The sequence below is a fragment of the Rhodococcus sp. G-MC3 genome (assembly GCF_030063335.1).
Taxonomy (GTDB): Bacteria; Actinomycetota; Actinomycetes; order Mycobacteriales; family Mycobacteriaceae; genus Rhodococcoides.
Genome location: NZ_JASISW010000027.1, coordinates 22,080 through 41,840 on the forward strand (window position 1 = coordinate 22,080; position 19,761 = coordinate 41,840).

Below are 19,761 nucleotides of genomic sequence, written 5' to 3' on the forward strand. Positions count from 1 at the left end.
CCAATCGTCCAGGACCGTCCACCGGATCACCATATGCGCCTCGACGCCTAACGGCAATAAAAAGAAGATTCAACTACCATTCCGACCCTTTCGCTGCGAATTTTGTTGATTCTTGAATATTTCTTCTTTTTTCTTCTTTTATTTGCTAGCTTCGAGAGGTCCGATCAATAACGATCCGCGGGGGGCGTCGGTGTGACTGTGAAATTGAAGCTAAAGCGGGCGCAGCGGTGAGTGAGCACCCAGTCTCGAATGCTCAGCAGCATTCGAGCCAACCACCGAATCGGACGCATGCTTGTGGATCGAGGTCCGCAAACTCGCAGTCTGGCGCGACTCACCTATGCGATCGAGAACCGCATCGTTCCGGCCCACATCAGTTGATTGGTGTCGATGGCACAGTGCGGGCGCAGTGGGAGACACCGAACAAATAGACCAACAGGACGTCGAACGCGCCGTTCGACTAGACCGCGAATCAGTCGGTCGCCGTGAGAACTTCTTCTGCCCGTGGACTGTTCTCGCGGGCTCCATGTCCCACGGACACTCACAGTCGACCGTCAAAAAAGTCGCCAGAACCGGTTGCTAATCAACGGTATTCACCAGAATGACCCATTGCTCGGGTCGCACCAGAAAAGGTACTGACTCAATGACAGCGAATCCAGGAACCGCACGGCATCGCTCACACAAAACCCGAGACCGGGTTATCAAGGCTCTTCCGGCGGTAGCAGTAGTTACGATTGCCAGCCTGACGGTTGCCGGGCCCGCCAACGCTGCACCCTCGCAACCCGGCGTGACCAGTCCGCAGGGTTCGCAACCTGGGGTGACCACCACGCCCGCACCCGTGACGCCAGCTCCGGTGGTCACCGAAGGGCCGAAGTACTTGCCCGGCTACACCCCGCTCTACGACTACTCCGAGTCACGAACTGTCGACGACTACAACGCGGGCCGCCAGCAACCCTCCTACGACACCGCCCCAGCCATCTACGAGAGCGCCCCAGCCCCGGTCCACGGCCTAGTCCAGGACGACGGAAGCCAAACCCCTGTTCCTGCATCGGAACCGGAGCCTGCGCCTGCCCCGACGATCAAGCGGACGAAGATCGTGCCGATCAAAACGCCGGAGAACACCGTTCTGGTCGGAGCGAATCCCGTCCCGTACGACCCGGCCGTGGTCGATCCGACACTCGCCCGTCAGGTCAGCGACACCCTCCAAGCTGTTCAGGCAGACGGCGGAAACTTCCTCGTCGATCAAGGTCTGGCCGATGCGCCGCGTGCGGATCGCATCGCTGCCGGCACGGCCGCCGGTGCCATCGGGGGCGCTACCGCAGGGTTGCTGGTCGGCCTCGCACCGGCCGCCGTGATCACCGGAACCGGCACAGCAATCGGTTTGGCTATCGGCGCGACCGCCGCCGTACCGGTCATCCCCGTTGCACCGCTGGGTTACGTGTTCATCCCCGGTCTGGGAGCCGCCTTGGGGGCAGGGACCGGGGCGGTAGTCTCCGTACCGATCGTGCTGGGCAGCACCGTGATCGGCGCAGTCACCGGCGGTGTACTCGGTGCCGCCGCTGCAGGTGGCGAAGCAACGGTGATCGAAGAACCCGCACCGCAGGCGCCACCGACTCTCGAAGCACCGCTGCCAGGGCTTGCTGCCGATCAACTCCCGGCGATCCCGGCGCCGCTCACCCTCGACGGCCCGGCTCTCCTCGCTCAGGCAAACACGGCGGCCGATAGCGCCGCACCGATCATCGAGGAGGCTGTCGCCAATTCGTCGGTCTGGACCGACGAATCGGCCTACGAAGCGGTTCAGGGATTCACCTCGACAGTCCTGGAACAGCCCGCCGTCGCGGACACGGTCACTGCTGTGAACACCGCCGCCGCACCTGTCCTCGACCAGGCCAACGCCGCCCTCGCAGGCCTGCAGGCGAATCTTCTGCCCGCGTAGAACTTCGGTCCCGCCAGAACGCATTTGCCAGGAAAGGACCCAGCCAGATGTCGCGACGCTCCATGGCATCCCCGATCGCCCCCGCTACCGGCCCTGCCCGGTCGGGGTTGCCATCGGGCACACCCCGATCAACGACCGGCCGCCCCCGTCTCCGCCGGCCACGGCTCCTCTTCGCCGTCATCGCCGCCGTCGCCCTATTGACTGGCGCTCTCGTCGCCGCGCTCTCCGGCTCGGACTCCTCGACTACTGAATCCGCTGGAACTCCGCCGACGACAACCCTGTCGGCAACCGCAACCACCGCGGCCACTGCCGGACCCGATTGCTCAATGCCGCGCGGTGACCAGGACAGCGGAACCGGAGCCATCGCAGCGTTCGAGCACGCCTACTACGTGCAGCGCTCCGGCGCAGCCGCTCACGCCCTGATCTCTCCCGAAGCGCCGTCGACAGCGCCGTTCACCGTCGTCGCGAATCTCGACGCCGGTATCGCCACAGTCGCCGCCGATACGACGTACTGCCTCGACATCGACCCGCTCCGCCCCGGTGTCTTCACCCTCACCCTCACCGAGGGCGGCCCGGCCGGGCCCGGGGTGCAGTACCGCCAACGCATCACCACCACCGAGGTCGACGGACGCCACGTCATCGCCTCCATCGACGATGCCTGACCGCCGCCAGTAGCCCGAATCAGCGAGAACACCGCCACCCGGCGCGGTGAGCAGCCCGAAGAAAGGAACACCAGAGATATGACCAGCGCATCGATCGAATGGGATCAGGCCGCCGCCGCAGTCCGAGAGGCACAGGAGCAATTGCGCGCCGCCGACACCACTGCATTGCGCTCATGGGCGGAAGAGGCTGGGCTGTTCACCCGGTCGATGTGGCCGAAGATCAAACGCGAGCTCTACAAGCAACTCGACCTCGACTACGACGTACTGCGCGCCCACGAAGCCGAACAGGTCACGGGCGAAGTCGCCGACGCTGCAGCCTCGGCGCCTCTCGTCGAGCTCTACGCAGCAGGCGACGAACGCGGAAGCTTCGCAGTCGTCGGCGACGGCGGCGAGGAGACAGCCTGGTACGGAACATTTCATGCCAAGGACGCCATCTTCCGCCGCGGCGACCAGGTCTCCGCCGACGACTCCGCCGCCGGCAAAGCATCATTTCTCACCGGCAAACTCCGCGCCGAGCTCGGCGTCCCCACGATCCGTCTGATTCTTCATATCTCCAACCCCGGCGTCGACGGCATCCGCCTGGCGGCAATCACAGCCAAACACGGCGTCCACCTCCAACAACTCGACATCACCGACGACAACCCCGCCGCGCAGTGGTGCGAGGCGCCCGGCCATCGCGCCTGGCAAGCCATCCGACTCACCGACCTGCTCGTCGACGACACGGCGGTGCAGCGATGACCTCCCGCCCACCACAGGGTGATGACGCCAGCCCGGTCGACACCCCGATCGAGGCCCTCGATCCGGTCGCGAGCTACGAAGCCGAATCGGCAGTGAACCTGCGCAATCAACGTCTGCGGCGCCCCGACACCGCCGCCGCACCCAGCGGCAACGGCAGTGAAGATTGCGATCTCACCCCCGACCCCTACGGCGTCGGACAGGACGCGTTGGCTGCCATCGAGGCACCGGGCGTCGATCCCGAAACGCTCTACCGCGCCCGGATGTTCGACCGCACAGAAGAGGACCTGACCGCCGAACCCGCGACGTGGGGGCTGCGCGGGCGGCTCAACGCTGCCCTCGGCGCCACGATGCGCCCCAAGCACCTCTCCGCCGAAGTCCGATTTCGTCAGTCGGTGGGCGTTGTGCAGCAGCCACTTCCGGGATGCTCGGTCGTCTCGGTGATCAACCCGAAGGGCGGATCCGGCAATACCATCACCTCGGTCATGCTCGGCGCGACCTTCGGCAAACATCGCGGCCAGGGTGTCACGGTGTGGGATGCGTGCGAATCCACCGGAAGCCTCGGTGACCGCGCCGCGCGGACCACAGAACCGGAACTGACGGTGTGGGATCTACTCGGACGCGCCGGTGAGCTGGCCTCGTCCTCGGCGGTGTCCGGCTCGCTGAACGCCTTCCTGCGCCGCCAACCCACGATGGAAGACATTCTGGCCTCGGACAATTCGACAACCCAGTCCCGGAGCATCGGCTGGGACGAGTGCGCCGCGGTGATGGCTGTACTGCGCCGGCACCGGGATCTGATCATCGTCGACACCGGCAACAACCCCCTCGCCGACAACTGGCAGTGGGCGGTCCAGCATTCCGACGCCCTGGTGGTGCCGTTGCCGCTGCGGATGGACATGGCCAAGCAGGTCTATCAGATGCTCGATGGCATCGCGGTCCGCGGCCACGGCCACTTGCTGGCTTCCACGGTGGTGGTGACGTGTGTGACACCGGATTCGTCACCGGAGTTGGCGGCGATGATCTACGACGATCTCCGCGATCTCGGGGTGCCGGAGGGCAACTTCGTCGACGCGCCGTACGAGCCTGCCCTCGCTCGCGGGGACCGGATCAACTACAAGGATCTGCCTGCCTCCACGCTCGAGGCATACACCAACGTCACCGCCCTGGTCGCGGACACTCTCGGCGCCGCGCGGCGCCAGGCCGCCTTCGAATACAGCGATTCCTTCGCCCCCGAGCCGATGTATCGACATCCCGGAAGCGACCTCCCGCAGCTCTCGCAGTGGGAACGCCGCCGCAGCCGCCGCGGAGCCTGACCGATTCAGCCCCACCCCGATATGTCTGAGGAGACGCCATGACCCGCAGGACCCCTCTCGCCGGTAGCGCGCAGCGGCGACGCGCCACCCGCGCGGCTGCCTCCGCTGCTGCGGTCTCGGCGGTACTCCTCTCGGCCGCAGCGCCGGTGCAGGCGGCCCCGTCGCAGACCGCGGCGACAGCCTGCGCGAAGTACGTCGCCGTCATGACACCCGGGACGTGGGAGACGAACGCGGCCGCGAACCCGAGCACTCCGGTGGGCATGCTCGCGCCGGTCGGTGATTCCTTGAAACAGAAGTACGGCAACGCCATCGAGGTGTACTACCCGGCGTATTCGGCGTCGGCGTTCGATCAGGGCCGCACCTACTTTGGCAGCAAACAAACCGGCAAGAACTCGATCAACAACATCCTCACCTCCGCCTGCGCGAGCTCGAAGTTCCTCCTCGCCGGCTACTCCCAAGGCGCCGACGCGGCCGGCGACATCGCCGCCGACATCGGAAACGGCAGCGGCGTCATCCCTGCTACCCGAATCCTCGGAGTCGGGTTGGTCGCCGACCCACACCAAGGCACAGCCGGGGGCACCCTGGTCGGCCCGAAGGTCGACGGCCAGGGCATCGGCGGCGTGCGGCCCGAAGGGTTCGGATCGCTGGCACCGTTGGTCAAGCAGTTCTGCGCCCCGACCGATCTGTACTGCTCCACCAACGCCGGCAAAGACGGCATACTCGCCGGACTCGGCAAGATCATCACGAACAAGCCCGCCGAGTCCTCCTCCGCTGCGCCGGTATCGCTGAGCGGGGCCGGCGCAGCATCGCCGATCCCCACCCAAGGCGGTGTGACCGGCTCCGACGCTGCGGGCCCAGGCACAGGCACGGGCACTGGCACTGGCCAAGCCGGTACCACTGCAGGCGGAACCGCGGATTTCGCATCCTCGCTCGTCTCGGACTTCTCCCGCGTCGATCTCACCGGCGCCGCAAGCACAGCCTCCACCCTCGGACAGCGCATCGACACCCTCCCCGAATCCGTGGGCACCAACCGAAGCCAGTCGCAGGTCGCCGGTGTCGAAGCCTCCGCTACCTCGCTGCTGAACACCTTGACCCCGCTCGCGCAGGTGCAGTCGATGATCGCGGCGAACCCCGGCATCCGCACCTCTCTGGGTACCGCCCCCGGCGGTACTCCGGAAGCGCAGACTTCCGCCGTTCTCGATGCCCTCGATCAGATCGACATCGCCGGCGCCGTGCAGTCGGCCACCTCGATCGCCGCCTCCGCATCCTCGGTGCTCGGCGGCACCGCCACCACCGCCGGACTCGCAGGCACCGCGCAGACCCTCAATGGCCAGATCGCACCGTTGCAGTCGGTCTCCCCGGATGCGTTGACCTCCGCGACACAGGTCCTCTCCCTGCTCGAGCCGAAAACGGTGGTGAACCAAATCGTCAACGTCGCCACCGGTTTCACCTCCATGGACTACCAGGGCATCATCGACAACCTCATCGCTCTGCCGCAGAAAGTCGCGGCCCTCGACGTGCACGGTGCACACCAGATCGCCGGGGAGCTGAACAATCAGTTCGCCCCGATCGTGAAGATGGCGGCCGGGGTCGACCTGCGCACCCTCTCCGCTCTGGTGGCGATGATCCCCGATCCGTCCGGATCGGCGCAGATCGCCTCACTGGCCCTGGGTCTGCTCGGCAACGTCGACGTCATTCGCCTCGCCAACGACGTCGGCGCCATCCAGGAAGTGGCGTGGAAGATCATCGAAACCGGCAACCTCGCCGCCGCCGCCGAACTCCTCCCGATCGGACTCGATCTCGCATCCGTCGCCGTGGGTGTCCTCTCCGGGTCGGCATCGAAGACCAGTCCCAACCAGCTCGGGGCACAGACGCAGGTCACCGGGCAGTCCGCCGCTCTCGGCCGGCAAGCCTCCAGCGGCGACTTCGCCGGGCTGGCAGGCAGTCTCGTCTCCCTCGCATCCTCACCGGGCGCCGGCGACGCGGCCGAACTCGTCGGCGCCGGCGTCGACGCGGCAACCTTTCTAGCGTCCGGCGCGCACCAGTCCTACGCCGATTTCACCGTCGACTCCACCGGCCGTAGCGCCCTGCAATGGCTCGTTGATTTTTTCACCCAAAAGATCGGCGGCTGAGCACTCTTCGACGACACACCACCCTCATGTCGGCGGCCGGGCGGGCAGCCGAGACGAGAAGTAACACGAAACCGAAACACATTGCAGCACAGAAGGTGTCCGGGCGGGCACTGATCGCACTCGATCGTGAGGACATGCACCATGGCAGCATCGCAGCACGGCAGCGGGAAAGGCATCGGCACGCTCGGCGCCGTACTGGTCGCCGTCCTCGTCGCGGCCGCCCTGTTCGCTGCCCTCTCCGGAGATCGCACACCGCCAGCAGACGAAGGCACCTGCCTACCGGCCGCCAGTAACACCGCGCCGCATTCAGGGACTGTGGTCATGCCCCTGCGCGAGGGCACCTACCAAGCCACCAGCGGGTTCGGGCCGCGCACCAACCCGGTCACCGGCGCACAGGAAGGCCACCAGGGCCAGGACTACTCCGCACCCATCGGCACCGCGATCCATGCCGCCACCGACGGCACCGTCGCCGAAGCCGGCCACGCCACCGGCTTCGGCAACTGGATCATCATCGACACCGTCGTCGACGGACAATCGCTCTCCACTGTCTACGGCCACATGAACGATGACGGCGTCGGCGTCTCTCAGGGCCAGATCGTCGCCGCCGGTGACCCGATCGGCACGGTCGGCAACGCAGGACAATCCACCGGCCCACATCTGCACTTCGAGGTCTGGCCCGGAACCCGATTGGCGCCGGGTTCGAGCCCGGTCGACCCCGTCGGGTGGCTCGCCGGATCCACCGCGCAGTCGCCGCCGGACGCCGTCATCGACGCACTCGCCGCCGCCCCTGCCGCCGGCCCGACCCTGACACCGAAGTCGTCGGCGTCGAGCCGGGACGTGAAACTGGCGGCCGCGGTCAAGCCCGGCTGCGGACAGCCAGTCGGCACCACCGGACTACGCCCCGGGTCGGTACCGGCCGAGTTCGAACCGTGGGTGGTCAAAGCCGGCACCGTGTGCGCCGAAGTCACCGCCCCGCTCGTGGCCGCTCAGCTCAAACAAGAAAGCGGCTTCAACACCGGCGCCCACAACGAACAGTCCGGGGCGGACGGTCCCGCGCAGTTCATGCCCGCCACGTGGGCGACGAAGGCCGTCGACGGCGACGGTGACGGCCGCAAGGACACCCGCAGCATCGCCGACGCGGTGATGAGCCAGGCCGCCTACGACTGCGAACTCGCAGCCATCGCTAAAGACGGCCTCGCCGCCGGGACACTGCGCGGGGATCTGACCGAGCTGTATCTCTCGATGTACAACTGCGGCCCCGGCAACACCCTCGCCGGCGGACAGGTCTGCCAGAACACCGAAACCCTCGACTACATCGCCCTGATCCCGCGCAGCGCCGCCGAAGAGTTCTCCGTCGCCATCGCCGACAACGGTCCGGGACTGGTCCCCGGTGGCCCGTTCGGGCAGAACGTCGTCGCCGCCGCGACGGCATGGCTCGGCACCACATACGCCTGGGGCGGCGGAGACCGCAATGGACCCACCAAAGGAGTCAGCGACGGCGGCGGAGTCGCGGACATGATCGGCGACTTCGACAAGGTCGGCTTCGACTGCTCCGGGCTCGTTCTCTACGCGATCGCGCAGGCCTCCGGCGGCTCGATCCCTCTCCCCCATCAGGACTCGGCGCAGATCGCCGATAGCCGCGGCCGCATCGTCGCCACTCCCGGCGAGCTGGCGCCCGGCGACATCATCCAACCCCACTCCGGCCACATCTTCATCTGGCTCGGAAACAACACCGTCGTCGAGGCCCCGCAGTCCGGCGACGTGGTCAAAGTATCGAACTGGACCCCGCCCACCAGCGGCCTGAGCGCACGGAGATTCGGATGAACACCACACGCACCGCCCTGACAGCACTGGCGCTGAGCGCCGCCGTACTGACCGGCTGCGCGAGCACCGACAGTGCGCCGGACACGAACAACGGCCCGGCGATGCCCGCGCAGCAATGGACACCCGGCGCTGCCGATCCCGGGGCGAGCGAACAGGTCCGGACACCGCCGAGCGCGGCGAAAACGCTTCCCGCCTCCGCAGCAGAGGTGGACCGCAGCGATCCCAGCGCCGTGGCCACCACAGCATTGTCGATCTGGTTCACCTGGAACACTGCCGACGACTCCGGACCCAACGATGCCGCAGCCCGCACCGCGCCGCTGCTCACCGCCGACTACGCCCGCGAGATCACCGCCACCACAGCGCAGTCCAGTCCCGGCGCGCAGTGGCAATCCTGGGCGCAGACCGGGGCGGTACTCGTCCCGGAGATCACCGCCGACGACGAACCCGTTCCCCCGCAGACCGATTCGGCCGCGTACCGCTCCTACCGCGTCGTGCAACGCCTCGATGGAACTGCGGCCGGGCAGTCGATCGTCGCCGTCGTCCTGCGCCGCGGCGCCGGCGGCTGGGAGGTGAGTCGAATTCAGAACAAATGAACTTCTCGCAGCCAGGCTTGCCCACCTCGGAAAGGATCATCCATGTTCGCCGCGTCCACCTCCCCCGCCACCCGTCCCCGTCTGCCCCGGATCATCGGCATAGTTGCCCTCACCGCTGCATTCCTGCTTCTCGCCGGCGGCGTCGCTACAGCGCAGACAATTTCCAATCCCCTCGACGGCGTCAACCCTGATCTGAGTCTGCTCGGTCCCGCGCTGAACTCGACCTGGAAGCGCATCCTCGCCGCCGTCTGGGGCGGATGCATCGCAGTCGCCGGCCTCTACGTCCTCACCTCGGGTCTGAGCCTGAAGAAAGCACGCAAGCGCGGCATGTCGAGTGACCTGAGCGAAGCGACCGACGACTGGAAGATGTCGCTCTACGTCCTCGGCATCGTCGCCGCGGCCTCGCCCATCATCGGCGGCGTCCTGTTCCTTGTCGGTGGCTGAGACCACCATGACCCCACTCGATACCGCCTCGAGCAACCCCACAGATGCGGCCTCGCCGCGAAAGAGAGAACACCCACATGGGCACTGACTACCGCAACGTCGCCGCCGAATCGTCCGGGCCTGACTACGGCCACACGCAACCCGAGCAGGACCAGAATGGGCAGGGCTTCCCCTTCAAGCGTCCATTGATCATCGCGGCCGCCGTACTGACCCTTCTGGTGATCGCCCTTGTCGTTGGATTGGCAGGTAGCGGGGATACGGAGAACTCCGCCGACGCCATCCGCGCCGTGCACGGGCCGAGCACGGTCAACAACGGAGTCCCCAGCGGCTACACCCGCGACGAGCAGGGTGCGTCGACGGCAGCTGTCAACACCATTCAGGCGATCGCGCAGGCGGGCCAGGGACGTATCGACATGGAGGCCGTGCGTGAGTCGATGATCGTTGCCGAACCCGGCCAGACGCTCGGTGCAGCCCTCGACAGCGAAAGCAATCGCGACGAGGACGACGACGTTCTCTCCCTGCTCCCCGGCGCCGTGACCGTCACCTCGTTCACCTCGGACGCTGCCGAGGTGACGATCTGGACGATCGGCGTCGGGCAGTCCGAGATCAACGACACCGGGAAAGTATCAGTCTCGACGACCTACTCGACGACGGACCTCTCTCTTGTCTGGCAGGACGGGGATTGGAAGGCCCGCGATTGGTCGTTCCGTCAGGGACCACGGCCGGAGGACGCGTCGTACCCGGCCGCTGATTCCGCGCTCGGTGGTCAACTGGCCGCCGGGTACTACACCTTCTACATCGACTAGGAGAGAGCATGATTCGTCGTCTCGTTCTCGTTATCGTCGTAGCCGCGTTGGCTGCATTGTTCGGCCCGGCCGCTATCGCTACGGCTGCCCCGGTGCCCGTTCCGGAGCCGGGGGCGGTCGCGGGCCAGCAGTCCGCGACGAGACTGCCTGCCCACTTCCCGGACGATCTGAAGAAGTTCATCGGCGGCACCGAGGAGTTCAAGAGCGGCCCGTGGTTCACGGGGAAGTGCCGAGAACAGGGCGGAGATCTGGGACTGTATATCTCCCAAGCACTCTCGAACGAAAACCGGTTGATGTATTGGACCGCTTCCGATGAGGAGAAGGTCACCATGATCGGCGGTGCCACGTTCGCCGCCGGGGGTCAGAGCCGCGCGATCGACATCGCGGATGAGGCGACGAAAGCTGTTGCCGACGGCGTAGAACCGCAGGAAGGTGCTCTCCCGACAGTGTTCCCGGCTGGGGACACCAGCTTTCACCCACCGGCCGGAACCTGCGCCGGCGATCTGACTCGGTGGGGCACCAAGGAGTGGAGCACCTGGGGATTCGCATGGACTCAGGCCCCCGATGCGGACTCGCTGGCCGCGATCAAGCAACTGCCGGGAGCGGATGCGGTTCCGGACTCTGCGTGGTCCGATGCCTGCGCAGGCGGATCGGGTGACCAGTACTGCATGCACGCCTTCTTCGTCGACTGCGCTAAAGCCAACGCCGAGCGCGACGTGCGTCAATGCCAGGACTGGAACCTTGCGATCGGGCGACTGTTCGCCGGTACCGCCAACTGGATCGACCAGAACACCGGCGCCGCCGACCGGGCGAAAGACACGTTGGGCCGGGTCATCGAATCCACGCCGCAATACAAGGCCGGCAAGGCCTACGTACAGGCCTGGTCCTGGCTCGGCGACAGGGCAGTCGATGTCGCCGACTTCGTCTCCGACCCCTCCACCGTCATCGACGACTGGGTCAACGCCACCAAGTCCAGTGCGCTCTCCACGACCGACGCAGTGCTGCGCGGGTTGAACAGCACCGGGGACTTCGACCCGACCGCCGCGTGGTTCATCACCTGGTACGCGATCTCGACAGGGCTGGGGATCATAGTGATGTCGTTCGCGGTCCTGATCGCAGTGATGCGCTCGAGACACAAAGGCTCCCCTACCGAGCTGGTGAGCAATGTATTCGGCTATCTGCCCGCCGGGATCGTGATGATGCTGTTCTCCCTCACCGGCGCCCAGTTGCTGCTCGAGCTCGCCAAAGCGCTCACCGATGGCATCACCGCGGCCAGCGGGTCCACGGTCACCGAGATGGTCGAAAACATCTACAACACGGTCGGCGAGATCAACTCCGAAACCCTCACCGGCGGCAACGTCGTCGGGCTGATCTTCTTCGGCCTTCTGCTCCTCGGCGCGATGTCGGTGTACCTCGGTCTGCTGATGCACCAGATCGGGCTGCCACTGACCGCCTGCATCGCCGGGATCGGTTACGGCATGTGGGTGCACCCGAGCTGGCGAGTCAAAGCTCTGCGGCCGGTGATGACGTTCGTCGGGATCGTGCTCAGCAAACCGTTGCTGTTCCTGCTGATCTCGATCGTGCTGGCCGGGGCGAACAATGCACTGCTCTCCGGCGGCGGCGGATCCGGCGACCTGACCTCACTCGGCGCGCTCGCACTGATCGGAGCGTCGATGGTCGTCGTCGGATTGGCGCCCTGGGGGCTGCTCAAGTGGGGACCGATCCTGCCCACCAAAGCCGATTCCGAAGGTTTCGGTAGCGGCGGCGGTTCGGTCGCCGGCGGGATGATCGGCGGCGCCGGAAGCTCGGCGCTCTTCCGCGGACGCAGCGGCGGCGGCGGTCGCAGCAGCGGCGGCGGCAGTGGCAGTGGTGTCGGCGGCTCGAACGCGTCCCCGCGTTCGACACCGTCCGGCAGTGGTGTCGAGGCCGCTGGACGAGCACCCCACGCGAAGTCGGGATCCACACCGACCGCAGCTCACTCCGGGCCGGCTGGTCACGGCGGCGGCGGCGCCACAGCGGGCGGCGGGTCGAAGCTGGGAATGGCGACCCGTCTGGGCGGCAAACTTGCCACCGGTTCGGCCTCGATCGCGGCGACCTCGGGGGCGGCCGCGATACCGATCGCGGCACAGACCGCCTCGGCGGCGATGAACAAAGCCAAGTCCAGTGCCGAATCGGCCGCATCCGAATCCGAAGGCAGGTAAGCAATGTCCACCGATACCGTGCACGAGAGCGTGCAGCGGACCTCGATTCTCGGCGGCGAAATCGCCCGCCGCGGGTTGACGGGAATCTCCCCGCCGGTTCTGATCGCCTGGTCCGCGACACTATTCGTGGGCATCGCCGCGTATTTCATCCTCGGCGGCGGCACCCTGACCATCGGATTCATCGCCGCCCTGTATCTCGGGGTGTTCGCTGCGACGTTCGAATTCGGGGATCGCTCCTACGCCTCGGAGAAGCTGCACTCACTGCGCACGTGGTCACGCACTCGCCGCGGTGAGCACCTCTTCCGCCATGGCGGTGATCCGGCGTACGGGGTGGAGGGCCTCGATCCGGGGTGGGAGTACCCGGTGCCGCTGGGGCGGACCGCTCCCCTCGACGTTTCCGGAACCGGCCTGGACGAGATGTTCATCATCCGCACCGCCAACCCGGGCGAACGCGCCTATTACACGGTGGTTCTCTCGGTGCAGGGTCTCGCGGGCGGTCTACGCACCGATGCGGCGTGGGCGAGCACCTCGGAAAAGTTCGGCATGTTCGGTGCCTCTCTGGCACGCAAGTCCTCGCTGATTCGAGGTGTCCAGTTCATTCACCGCTCCATCCCCGCCGATCTGACCAAACACGAGGACTGGGTCGAACACCAGGTGGAAGCTCTCGGCGATATACGCCTGGCCGCGCCGGTCGCCTCCTACGGCAACCTGCTCGACACGATCCGCCCGCACACCGAGGAACACCGGGCGTACGTGGTGCTCAAGTTGCCGCAGACCGAACCGTTCGAAGCTGCAGCCGCCCGCGCTGCCGGCGGCAAGGATGCCCGCTTCGAAGGCGGAATCGCGCAGGTCGTACGCGATGAGACGATGCGTGCGGTCAGCAAACTGATCTCCTCGGGCCTGGGCCGGGTCGAGGTCTTCGGTGAGCAGCGCACCTGCGCGGTCATCCGGGCGTTCGTCGATCCGACCTTCAAGCTCGATCGCCACCAGGGCGCCCGCTGGGAGAACTGCTGGCCCTCCTACATCGGCGGCCGCGAATCCGTGGTCTCCGGACGCTGGCACACCCGCGTCGGGATCATTCCCCCTGCCAGTATCGAACCGGTAGAACTCGGACCGCTGTGGCTCGCGCCGCTGCTCACCGGAGTTGCACCCGATCCCGGCGACGACGAGACCCCGCCGTCGCCGACGATCCGAACCGTCAGCGTCCGTATGGATTTCGTTCCCGATGCCGTCGCACGCGAGGCCGCGAAACAGGACTTCACCCAAGATCAGGCGTCGCAGGAAACCGAGCGGCGTAAAGGCCGAATCGGGGACGGCTCGGCGGATGTGATGGCCACCGCCTCGGGCCGGCGCCGGGGCGATCTGATGCCCGGTTCCGGGCATCACGGCGTCATCTACTCGATGGCCATCGCGGTGACGGGCCGGGGCGAAGACGACCTGGACCGCGCATGCATGCGGGTCAGTGAGGCCTGCGACGAATCGGCGATCAAAACGATCGCCTGGCAGGACGACGATCACGACGTCGCCCTGTTCACCACCCTTCCCTTTGCCCGTGGTCTCGCGGCCACCCGCTACACCAAGTAGCCCAGGAGAACCCGACATGAGCCAGCGCACCGCACACCGGCCCCCCGCCCACACCGCGCAGCCTGACCGCTCCCGCAGCCGCCTGTTCGGCGGCTCCGGCCGCGATCTGCTCGGCGACGGCAACACCGTGATCGACGCCGCCGCGCAGATCCCGCGGAAGGTGGCGCGCCGCAAACCCCCGAAACGGTTCAAGCTCCTCGACCGCTACGGCTGGTACGAGCCGCGCACTGAGGGGGCGTGGACCACCACACGGCAGAGTGAAGCATTGAATCTGGCGATCAGCCGCCGCAACGTCCGCCATCAAGGCCCCGCGACCGGACTCAACCGGATCTCACAGGATTTGGTGATCACCGACCCGTTCGAGCTCTACGGCACCGACATCTCCAACATCAACGTCTGCGTCGTCGGCGACATCGGCAAAGGAAAGTCCTCGCTGATCAAGACCGCGTTCTTCTGGCGGCAGATGATCTTCGGCCGCCAGGTGGTCGCTATCGACAAGAAACGCCAAGGCACCGAAGGGGAATACTCGGTGTTCGCCCGCGCGCTCGGTGTCGAGTCGGTGCGGTTCAAAACCGGCGGCGGAGGCGCGCGGCTGAACCTGCTCGATCCCGCCATCACCACCGGCGGCGAACATGCCGGCGGACTCGACGGCGTCACCCCGGCAGGCCAGGAAGCCCTCGTGCTCGCTGTGCTCGCGGACACGATGGAACGGCCCCTGACGACCTCGGAGAAGAGCGCGGTCGGTCGACAGTTGGAGCTGGTCAATCAGGACGCCGCGCTCTCCGGCCGTGCACCGGTCCTCGAGGACCTCGCCCGCAGGCTTGTCGAGCCGCACGAGAACGATGGCGGCTATTTCGGCGGGCGGTGGGCGGATCGGTCCCTCGAATGGGGCTACGAACCGGGGTTGGCGCTGCTGCGGCTCGTCGACCGCGACCTCAAAGGGCTCGTCGACGCCGAGACCTCCCCGGAGGTGCGAGAGGCGCTCGAGCATCCGTTCGCGCACTTCGACGTCTCGGCCCTGCCGACCGAAGGCCCGGCGCTGCGGGTGGTGATGACGGTCATCAACACCTGGTTGGCGAACCTGCTCGCCGCACGCTCCTCGGTGTCCAAGCAGACCATCCTCATCGTCGAGGAGGGCTGGCACGTCGCCGAAGGCTCCACCGGCGGCGTCTTCCGCTCGAACATGAAACTCTCACGCGGGCTCGGCTTGTCGACGGTATCGGCGTTCCATCACCCCTCCGACATGTCGAAGGACTCCCCCGCCCGCGCGCTGATGCAGGAGGCCGGGATCGTGTTCCTGTTCGCGCAGGAACGCTTCGACGACGCCCGCGAGACCGCGGAGATGTATCACCTGCCGCCTGGATCGGTGGACATCATCATGGGCCTCGGCCAAGGCGAATGCCTGGTCAAGATCGGCTCCGCCGACCCGATCTTGATGGAACACGCCCGCTCCCCCGAAGAGATCACGTTGACCAACACCGACGAAGCCGTCAAAGGGGCACGCCCAGCATGAACCCACCACCGACCCATCCCCCGCGTTACTCGATCCCTGCCGCCGCGGATCGCGAGGCATCAAAGGCACCGATAAGCACTGAGCATGACGCTCTGGTGACCTGGACGGTGCTGATCGCGAAAGCCGCTGCCCTCAAAGGTCTCGACTCCGGCAGCAAACCCGGCGCCCCGAAGAAAGGATTTCGCCGATGACCGCAACACACACCCCGCCGGCGCGGCCCAGCGAGCCGCTCATCGCATCCGAAGTGTGGGTGTTCGGTTCGCTGGCCGCCGGCCTCGTCTTCGCGGTCGCCGGCGGCGGACTGGTGTCCTCGCTCGTCTCAGGCAGGGTACTGGCCATGCCGGGCAACGGGCGCGAGCTGCTGGCGATCTTCGCGGGCCTCGCCGCTCACCCCGGCGATCCGGCGGCGGCGTGGCCGGCCGGCGCGCAGCCAGGATCAGCTTGGGTGACGTGGACCTGCATCCTCGTGCTCGGCGCTCTGTATGCCGCGGTGGGTGTGTGGATCAGCTCCGAGATCGAGGACCACCAGTTCCGGCGCCGGCAAGGCGAACGCGGCTTCGCCACCAGAAAAGACCTGGCCCGCGCCGGTATCGACGAAAAGAGTGTTCGCACAGCGGCAGTCGCCACCCGCGCATCACTGACAGGCACACGGGCATCGACCCTCGACGCCGCCGAGGTAGCGATCGCTCTGGGCGCCAACATCGGCGACCCCGACCGCACGGTCTACCTCAAGCAGAACGACTGCCTGCTCACCGAAGGTGTCACCGGTTCGGGTAAGACCTGGCGCGTGGCCTACCAGCGATGCATGGATGCTCCCGGCCCGTTGGTGGTGACCTCCACAAAAGTGGATCTGATCTCGGCGACCTACGAGCACCGCGACAGCCTCGGCGACGTGTCGATCTTCGATCCGGAGAACATCACCGGATGGCCGTCCCCGATCCGGTGGTCGATCCTCTCCGGCTGCCAAGATCCGGACGTCGCGATCCGCCGCGCACAAGGCTTGGTTTCGGCGATGCCGATGGGAGATACCACCAACGGAGGCTACTGGGAAGACAAAGCCGTCGTCCTGCTGCGCTGCTATCTGCACGCTGCAGCGGTGAGCGGGGCCGGCGTCGAATCGCTGCGTACGTGGGTCAACTCCCGTAAAGGCCGCGATCCGCGCGCGATCCTGGCCCGCTCGATGCCCGGCTGGGGAACCGAACTCGCCCAGATCCTCGACTCCGGATCCGACTCCTCCGACGACATGATCGGCGCAGCGAGCAGGCTTCTCGCGCCCCTCGCTTCCCCGGCGCTGATGCGCGCCATCGACGTTCCGATGAGTGAGTCGTTCGACGTCGAGGATTTCATTCGCTCCGGCGCCGACACTCTGTATCTGGTGTCGAAGGGCAAGGACAACTCCGCAGCACCGTTCATCGCCGCCCTGGCCACCGAGGTGCACTATCTCGCCGACCGGTATTCGCAGACCTTGCCGGGGGGCCGGTTCGATCCGCCGATTCGTTTCGAGCTCGACGAGGTCAACAACGTCGCACCGATTCCGGGGCTGCCGGATCTGATGTCGGACTCGGGTGGGCGCGGGATCACCATTCACGCCTACGCCCACAACGAAGAGCAGAACAAGCTCCGGTGGGGTCCGGTGGCGGGGAAGATGTTCGCCGACAACTCCCCCGCCCGGTTGATCCTTCCCGGCCTCAAAGGAGAGGAATTGCAGTCGATTTCGAGGATGCTCGGCGACCGGTTCGAATGGCAACCCTCCGGCAACAAGCAGAGCGGCCCGAACCTGCGGGAAGTGCCGATCATGACGCCCGCTCAGATCCGTCAGATGGAACCCGATCACGCCTTGTTGATCTACCGCCAAGCACCGCCGATCCTGGTGCACCTGCCGTCGGTGTGGGACGACAAGGACACCCGTGCGGCGGTGCTCCGCTCACAATCGGTGTTCGGCGACATCGCCGGTTCTCGGACCGTCCCGCGCCGCGAACGGGGCTCCGGCGCAATAGTTCTCGACAAGGTCAGTGACGGGACGGAGATCTCGTGACCGCGCCCGCGCAGTCCGAGACCGCCGAGCTTGCACCGTCCCGGTTCACCTGGCGCTATCTCGACTCGGAGCAGTCCCGCCAGCTGTGGGCGGATCTGATCGACTGGACAACCTGGATCCGCGGCCGCTACGAGCTCGACACGAAGATCCCGCCGTGCTGGTACCGGCACAGCCCTGTCGTCGAAGAGCTGACGGCATTGATGGCGGCCTGGACCGACGCCTACTACCGCGGCGACGAATACCGAGACGATCTCACCGCCTGGCACACCCAGTGGTTCTGGCCAGTGATCCACCGACTGCAAGCGGTCACCGATTTCGAGAACTGCACTCACACTCGGTGCGAGCATCGCTCGACCCCGCCGACCACCCTCGACGGTCTCGACGACTTCGTGGCCGCCGACATCGCGGGGAGACCGGCGCCGACACCCGCCGCGCCGGGGCCGGTCACCGACATCAGCGGCGCCGAGGAGGTCCGCAGTATCAGGGCGGAGGATATGGAGATGGCCATCGACGCCGGTCTTGCCGAACCGGTCGACCCCGCCGATCCCGACAGTGCCGTGACGTTCGAGGACATCGACTGGACCTACAACACCCGACTCGGGGCGTGGACACCCGCGACCTAGCGGCCACCAGAAAGCTGCGGGCCGGCACCGACCTCGCTGCTCCCCCCAGGCGTGCATCCCGCCCGGATACGCCAGTGGGGACCAGCAAGTGCACAGACGGTGCCGCCCCGCCGGCCACCGCTCACGCGGCGCAGATCCACCCGCCCGGATTGCACTGACGTGATCGGTGGCCACCAACAGCGAATGCACCAGCCCCGCAGAAAGGCTGGTGCATTCGTTGTTTCTCGGTTTCTACATGGACGGGCGGCGGTGATCGATCATCGTTGGGGGCGCGGTATCGATGCGGTGTTGTCGGCGTACAGCAGCCGCGGCGTCGGGCGGGTGCGGTGTCGATGCCTGCTTTGGTTCGCGGCGGATACCGCGATCGATCGTCTGCGTCCGCGCCGCGATCTCAGCTTGTCGCGGCGGCGCGGCTGCGTGCGACCGGTGTTTTCCCCAGTCGTCAATTCTCGCCCGAGACATATTCGTCGAGAAGTTCTGTTCGAGATCGTAAAGCGTGTCGTGGTTGTCCCACGAGTTGCCGGCGGACCCGTTTTCGAAGGTGGCTCTGGTACCGAGAAGTTCGTTGAGTGCGCGGTTGGCCTGTTCTCCGCCAGGCCACGGTCGGAGCTCGTGAACCCGAACCTGCTGGGTCCAGGAGGCTGATTGCGCGCCGACCAGCTCGTGCGGTGAGCACCCTCGTTGCCTGGTGTCCGCGCGCCGTGCGGCCAAGTCGTCGATCAGAACGCGGTTGTAGTCCTCGAGCACTGCGAGGTGGCTCCCCGCTGTCATCGCTCGCTCAGCGGGCTCGGTGAGTTGCACCGCGGCGGTGTCGCGGCGCATCGCCTCCATCTGGAACACGGCCCCGATGTGGTCGACGTGGAGATCGCCGTAGTGGGCGAGGGTGGCGTCCGCGTACAGGTCGTGACGCATCGACGCTGGCATGGTTGCGCCGTGCTCCCGGAGCAGATCAGCTGCAAGTTCCTCTGGACCCGGTGCGAACTGCCACAGGGCATCGGGTTCCAGATTCGGCCACGCGACGTATCCGTGAAAGGCCGCCTGGCTGAGCTCACCAGGTCCGGGGAAGTCAGGACTACTTCTGTCGACCTCCAGCCTTTCCTCGACGTACTCATAGAGTTCTGGGCCCAGCTGTGCCCGGCTCGTCCATGCGGTCAGAACACGACCATCGGGTAGCGCCGACTCCCGGTACGGTGAATCGATCTGCAAAATGCCGGTGCGTCGGTACTGCAATAGTGAGAGTTCGTACGGGTCGTCTGCGTTGATATTTCGGGCCATTGCCCAGCTCCTCACTCAGAACGAGAACGCGAACCAGTGCTGGCACGCGCACGGCGTGGATCTTCTGGCTGGGTGGTTCTTCTTGCTG

The 19,761-nt window shown here is 66.5% G+C and carries 16 protein-coding genes; 15 read left to right on the forward strand and 1 reads right to left on the reverse strand.

Translation table 11 applies throughout. The features are described 5' to 3' along the window. Positions 1–640: 640 nt before the first annotated feature. The 15 genes from QMK17_RS22865 to QMK17_RS22935 all read left to right on the forward strand — a co-directional run bounded on the left by QMK17_RS22865 (position 641) and on the right by QMK17_RS22935 (position 18,398). The gene (locus QMK17_RS22865; protein WP_283511595.1) at positions 641–1,933 is read left to right on the forward strand and encodes a hypothetical protein; all 1,293 of its coding nucleotides are present in this window, start codon (positions 641–643) and stop codon (positions 1,931–1,933) included. A gap of 47 nt (positions 1,934–1,980) precedes the next feature. Further along, the gene (locus QMK17_RS22870) at positions 1,981–2,595 is read left to right on the forward strand and encodes a hypothetical protein (protein WP_283511596.1); all 615 of its coding nucleotides are present in this window, start codon (positions 1,981–1,983) and stop codon (positions 2,593–2,595) included. A 78-nt stretch (positions 2,596–2,673) separates the two neighbouring features. Then, entirely contained in the window at positions 2,674–3,333 is a 660-nt protein-coding gene (locus tag QMK17_RS22875) for a hypothetical protein (RefSeq protein WP_283511597.1), read from the forward strand. Further along, entirely contained in the window at positions 3,330–4,643 is a 1,314-nt protein-coding gene (locus QMK17_RS22880; protein WP_283511598.1) for a MinD/ParA family ATP-binding protein, read from the forward strand. Before QMK17_RS22875 ends, QMK17_RS22880 begins: the two co-directional genes overlap by 4 nt. A 38-nt stretch (positions 4,644–4,681) precedes the next feature. Next, positions 4,682–6,775, forward strand: coding sequence for a cutinase family protein (locus QMK17_RS22885; protein ID WP_283511599.1), 2,094 nt, complete (start codon positions 4,682–4,684; stop codon positions 6,773–6,775). Between the two features lie 141 nt (positions 6,776–6,916). Next, positions 6,917–8,599: a peptidoglycan DD-metalloendopeptidase family protein gene (locus QMK17_RS22890; protein WP_283511600.1), complete on the forward strand. Its 1,683-nt coding sequence runs from the start codon at positions 6,917–6,919 to the stop codon at positions 8,597–8,599. Further along, entirely contained in the window at positions 8,596–9,192 is a 597-nt protein-coding gene (locus tag QMK17_RS22895) for a hypothetical protein (protein ID WP_283511601.1), read from the forward strand. Before QMK17_RS22890 ends, QMK17_RS22895 begins: the two co-directional genes overlap by 4 nt. Positions 9,193–9,234: 42 nt before the next feature. Next, positions 9,235–9,636, forward strand: a complete 402-nt coding sequence (locus tag QMK17_RS22900; protein ID WP_283511602.1) for a hypothetical protein — start codon at positions 9,235–9,237, stop codon at positions 9,634–9,636. A gap of 77 nt (positions 9,637–9,713) precedes the next feature. Beyond that, positions 9,714–10,442, forward strand: a complete 729-nt coding sequence (locus QMK17_RS22905; RefSeq protein ID WP_283511603.1) for a hypothetical protein — start codon at positions 9,714–9,716, stop codon at positions 10,440–10,442. 8 nt (positions 10,443–10,450) lie between these two features. After that, entirely contained in the window at positions 10,451–12,643 is a 2,193-nt protein-coding gene (locus QMK17_RS22910; protein ID WP_283511604.1) for a hypothetical protein, read from the forward strand. A 3-nt stretch (positions 12,644–12,646) separates the two neighbouring features. Next, positions 12,647–14,227: an SCO6880 family protein gene (locus QMK17_RS22915; protein ID WP_283511605.1), complete on the forward strand. Its 1,581-nt coding sequence runs from the start codon at positions 12,647–12,649 to the stop codon at positions 14,225–14,227. Between the two features lie 16 nt (positions 14,228–14,243). Next, positions 14,244–15,740, forward strand: coding sequence for an ATP/GTP-binding protein (locus tag QMK17_RS22920; protein ID WP_283511606.1), 1,497 nt, complete (start codon positions 14,244–14,246; stop codon positions 15,738–15,740). Then, positions 15,737–15,931 (forward strand): hypothetical protein, encoded by a 195-nt coding sequence (locus tag QMK17_RS22925; RefSeq protein ID WP_283511607.1) that lies wholly within the window; start codon positions 15,737–15,739, stop codon positions 15,929–15,931. Before QMK17_RS22920 ends, QMK17_RS22925 begins: the two co-directional genes overlap by 4 nt. Continuing rightward, complete coding sequence (locus tag QMK17_RS22930) at positions 15,928–17,775, forward strand: type IV secretory system conjugative DNA transfer family protein (protein WP_283511608.1); 1,848 nt, start codon at positions 15,928–15,930, stop codon at positions 17,773–17,775. The genes QMK17_RS22925 and QMK17_RS22930 overlap by 4 nt, the downstream gene beginning before the upstream one ends. Then, positions 17,772–18,398: a hypothetical protein gene (locus tag QMK17_RS22935; protein ID WP_283511609.1), complete on the forward strand. Its 627-nt coding sequence runs from the start codon at positions 17,772–17,774 to the stop codon at positions 18,396–18,398. Before QMK17_RS22930 ends, QMK17_RS22935 begins: the two co-directional genes overlap by 4 nt. 231 nt (positions 18,399–18,629) lie before the next feature. Here QMK17_RS22935 and QMK17_RS22940 read toward each other — a convergent pair whose 3' ends face one another. Then, a complete protein-coding gene (locus QMK17_RS22940; RefSeq protein WP_283511610.1) occupies positions 18,630–19,673 on the reverse strand; it encodes a hypothetical protein in 1,044 nt (347 codons plus the stop codon). Between the last annotated feature and the right edge of the window lie 88 nt (positions 19,674–19,761).

Coding starts and splice junctions, on each gene's coding strand:
- QMK17_RS22865 (WP_283511595.1), top strand. CDS start 641: ATGACAGCGAATCCAGGAACCGCACGGCATCGCTCACACAAAACCCGA.
- QMK17_RS22870 (WP_283511596.1), top strand. CDS start 1,981: ATGTCGCGACGCTCCATGGCATCCCCGATCGCCCCCGCTACCGGCCCT.
- QMK17_RS22875 (WP_283511597.1), top strand. CDS start 2,674: ATGACCAGCGCATCGATCGAATGGGATCAGGCCGCCGCCGCAGTCCGA.
- QMK17_RS22880 (WP_283511598.1), top strand. CDS start 3,330: ATGACCTCCCGCCCACCACAGGGTGATGACGCCAGCCCGGTCGACACC.
- QMK17_RS22885 (WP_283511599.1), top strand. CDS start 4,682: ATGACCCGCAGGACCCCTCTCGCCGGTAGCGCGCAGCGGCGACGCGCC.
- QMK17_RS22890 (WP_283511600.1), top strand. CDS start 6,917: ATGGCAGCATCGCAGCACGGCAGCGGGAAAGGCATCGGCACGCTCGGC.
- QMK17_RS22895 (WP_283511601.1), top strand. CDS start 8,596: ATGAACACCACACGCACCGCCCTGACAGCACTGGCGCTGAGCGCCGCC.
- QMK17_RS22900 (WP_283511602.1), top strand. CDS start 9,235: ATGTTCGCCGCGTCCACCTCCCCCGCCACCCGTCCCCGTCTGCCCCGG.
- QMK17_RS22905 (WP_283511603.1), top strand. CDS start 9,714: ATGGGCACTGACTACCGCAACGTCGCCGCCGAATCGTCCGGGCCTGAC.
- QMK17_RS22910 (WP_283511604.1), top strand. CDS start 10,451: ATGATTCGTCGTCTCGTTCTCGTTATCGTCGTAGCCGCGTTGGCTGCA.
- QMK17_RS22915 (WP_283511605.1), top strand. CDS start 12,647: ATGTCCACCGATACCGTGCACGAGAGCGTGCAGCGGACCTCGATTCTC.
- QMK17_RS22920 (WP_283511606.1), top strand. CDS start 14,244: ATGAGCCAGCGCACCGCACACCGGCCCCCCGCCCACACCGCGCAGCCT.
- QMK17_RS22925 (WP_283511607.1), top strand. CDS start 15,737: ATGAACCCACCACCGACCCATCCCCCGCGTTACTCGATCCCTGCCGCC.
- QMK17_RS22930 (WP_283511608.1), top strand. CDS start 15,928: ATGACCGCAACACACACCCCGCCGGCGCGGCCCAGCGAGCCGCTCATC.
- QMK17_RS22940 (WP_283511610.1), bottom strand. CDS start 19,673: ATGGCCCGAAATATCAACGCAGACGACCCGTACGAACTCTCACTATTG.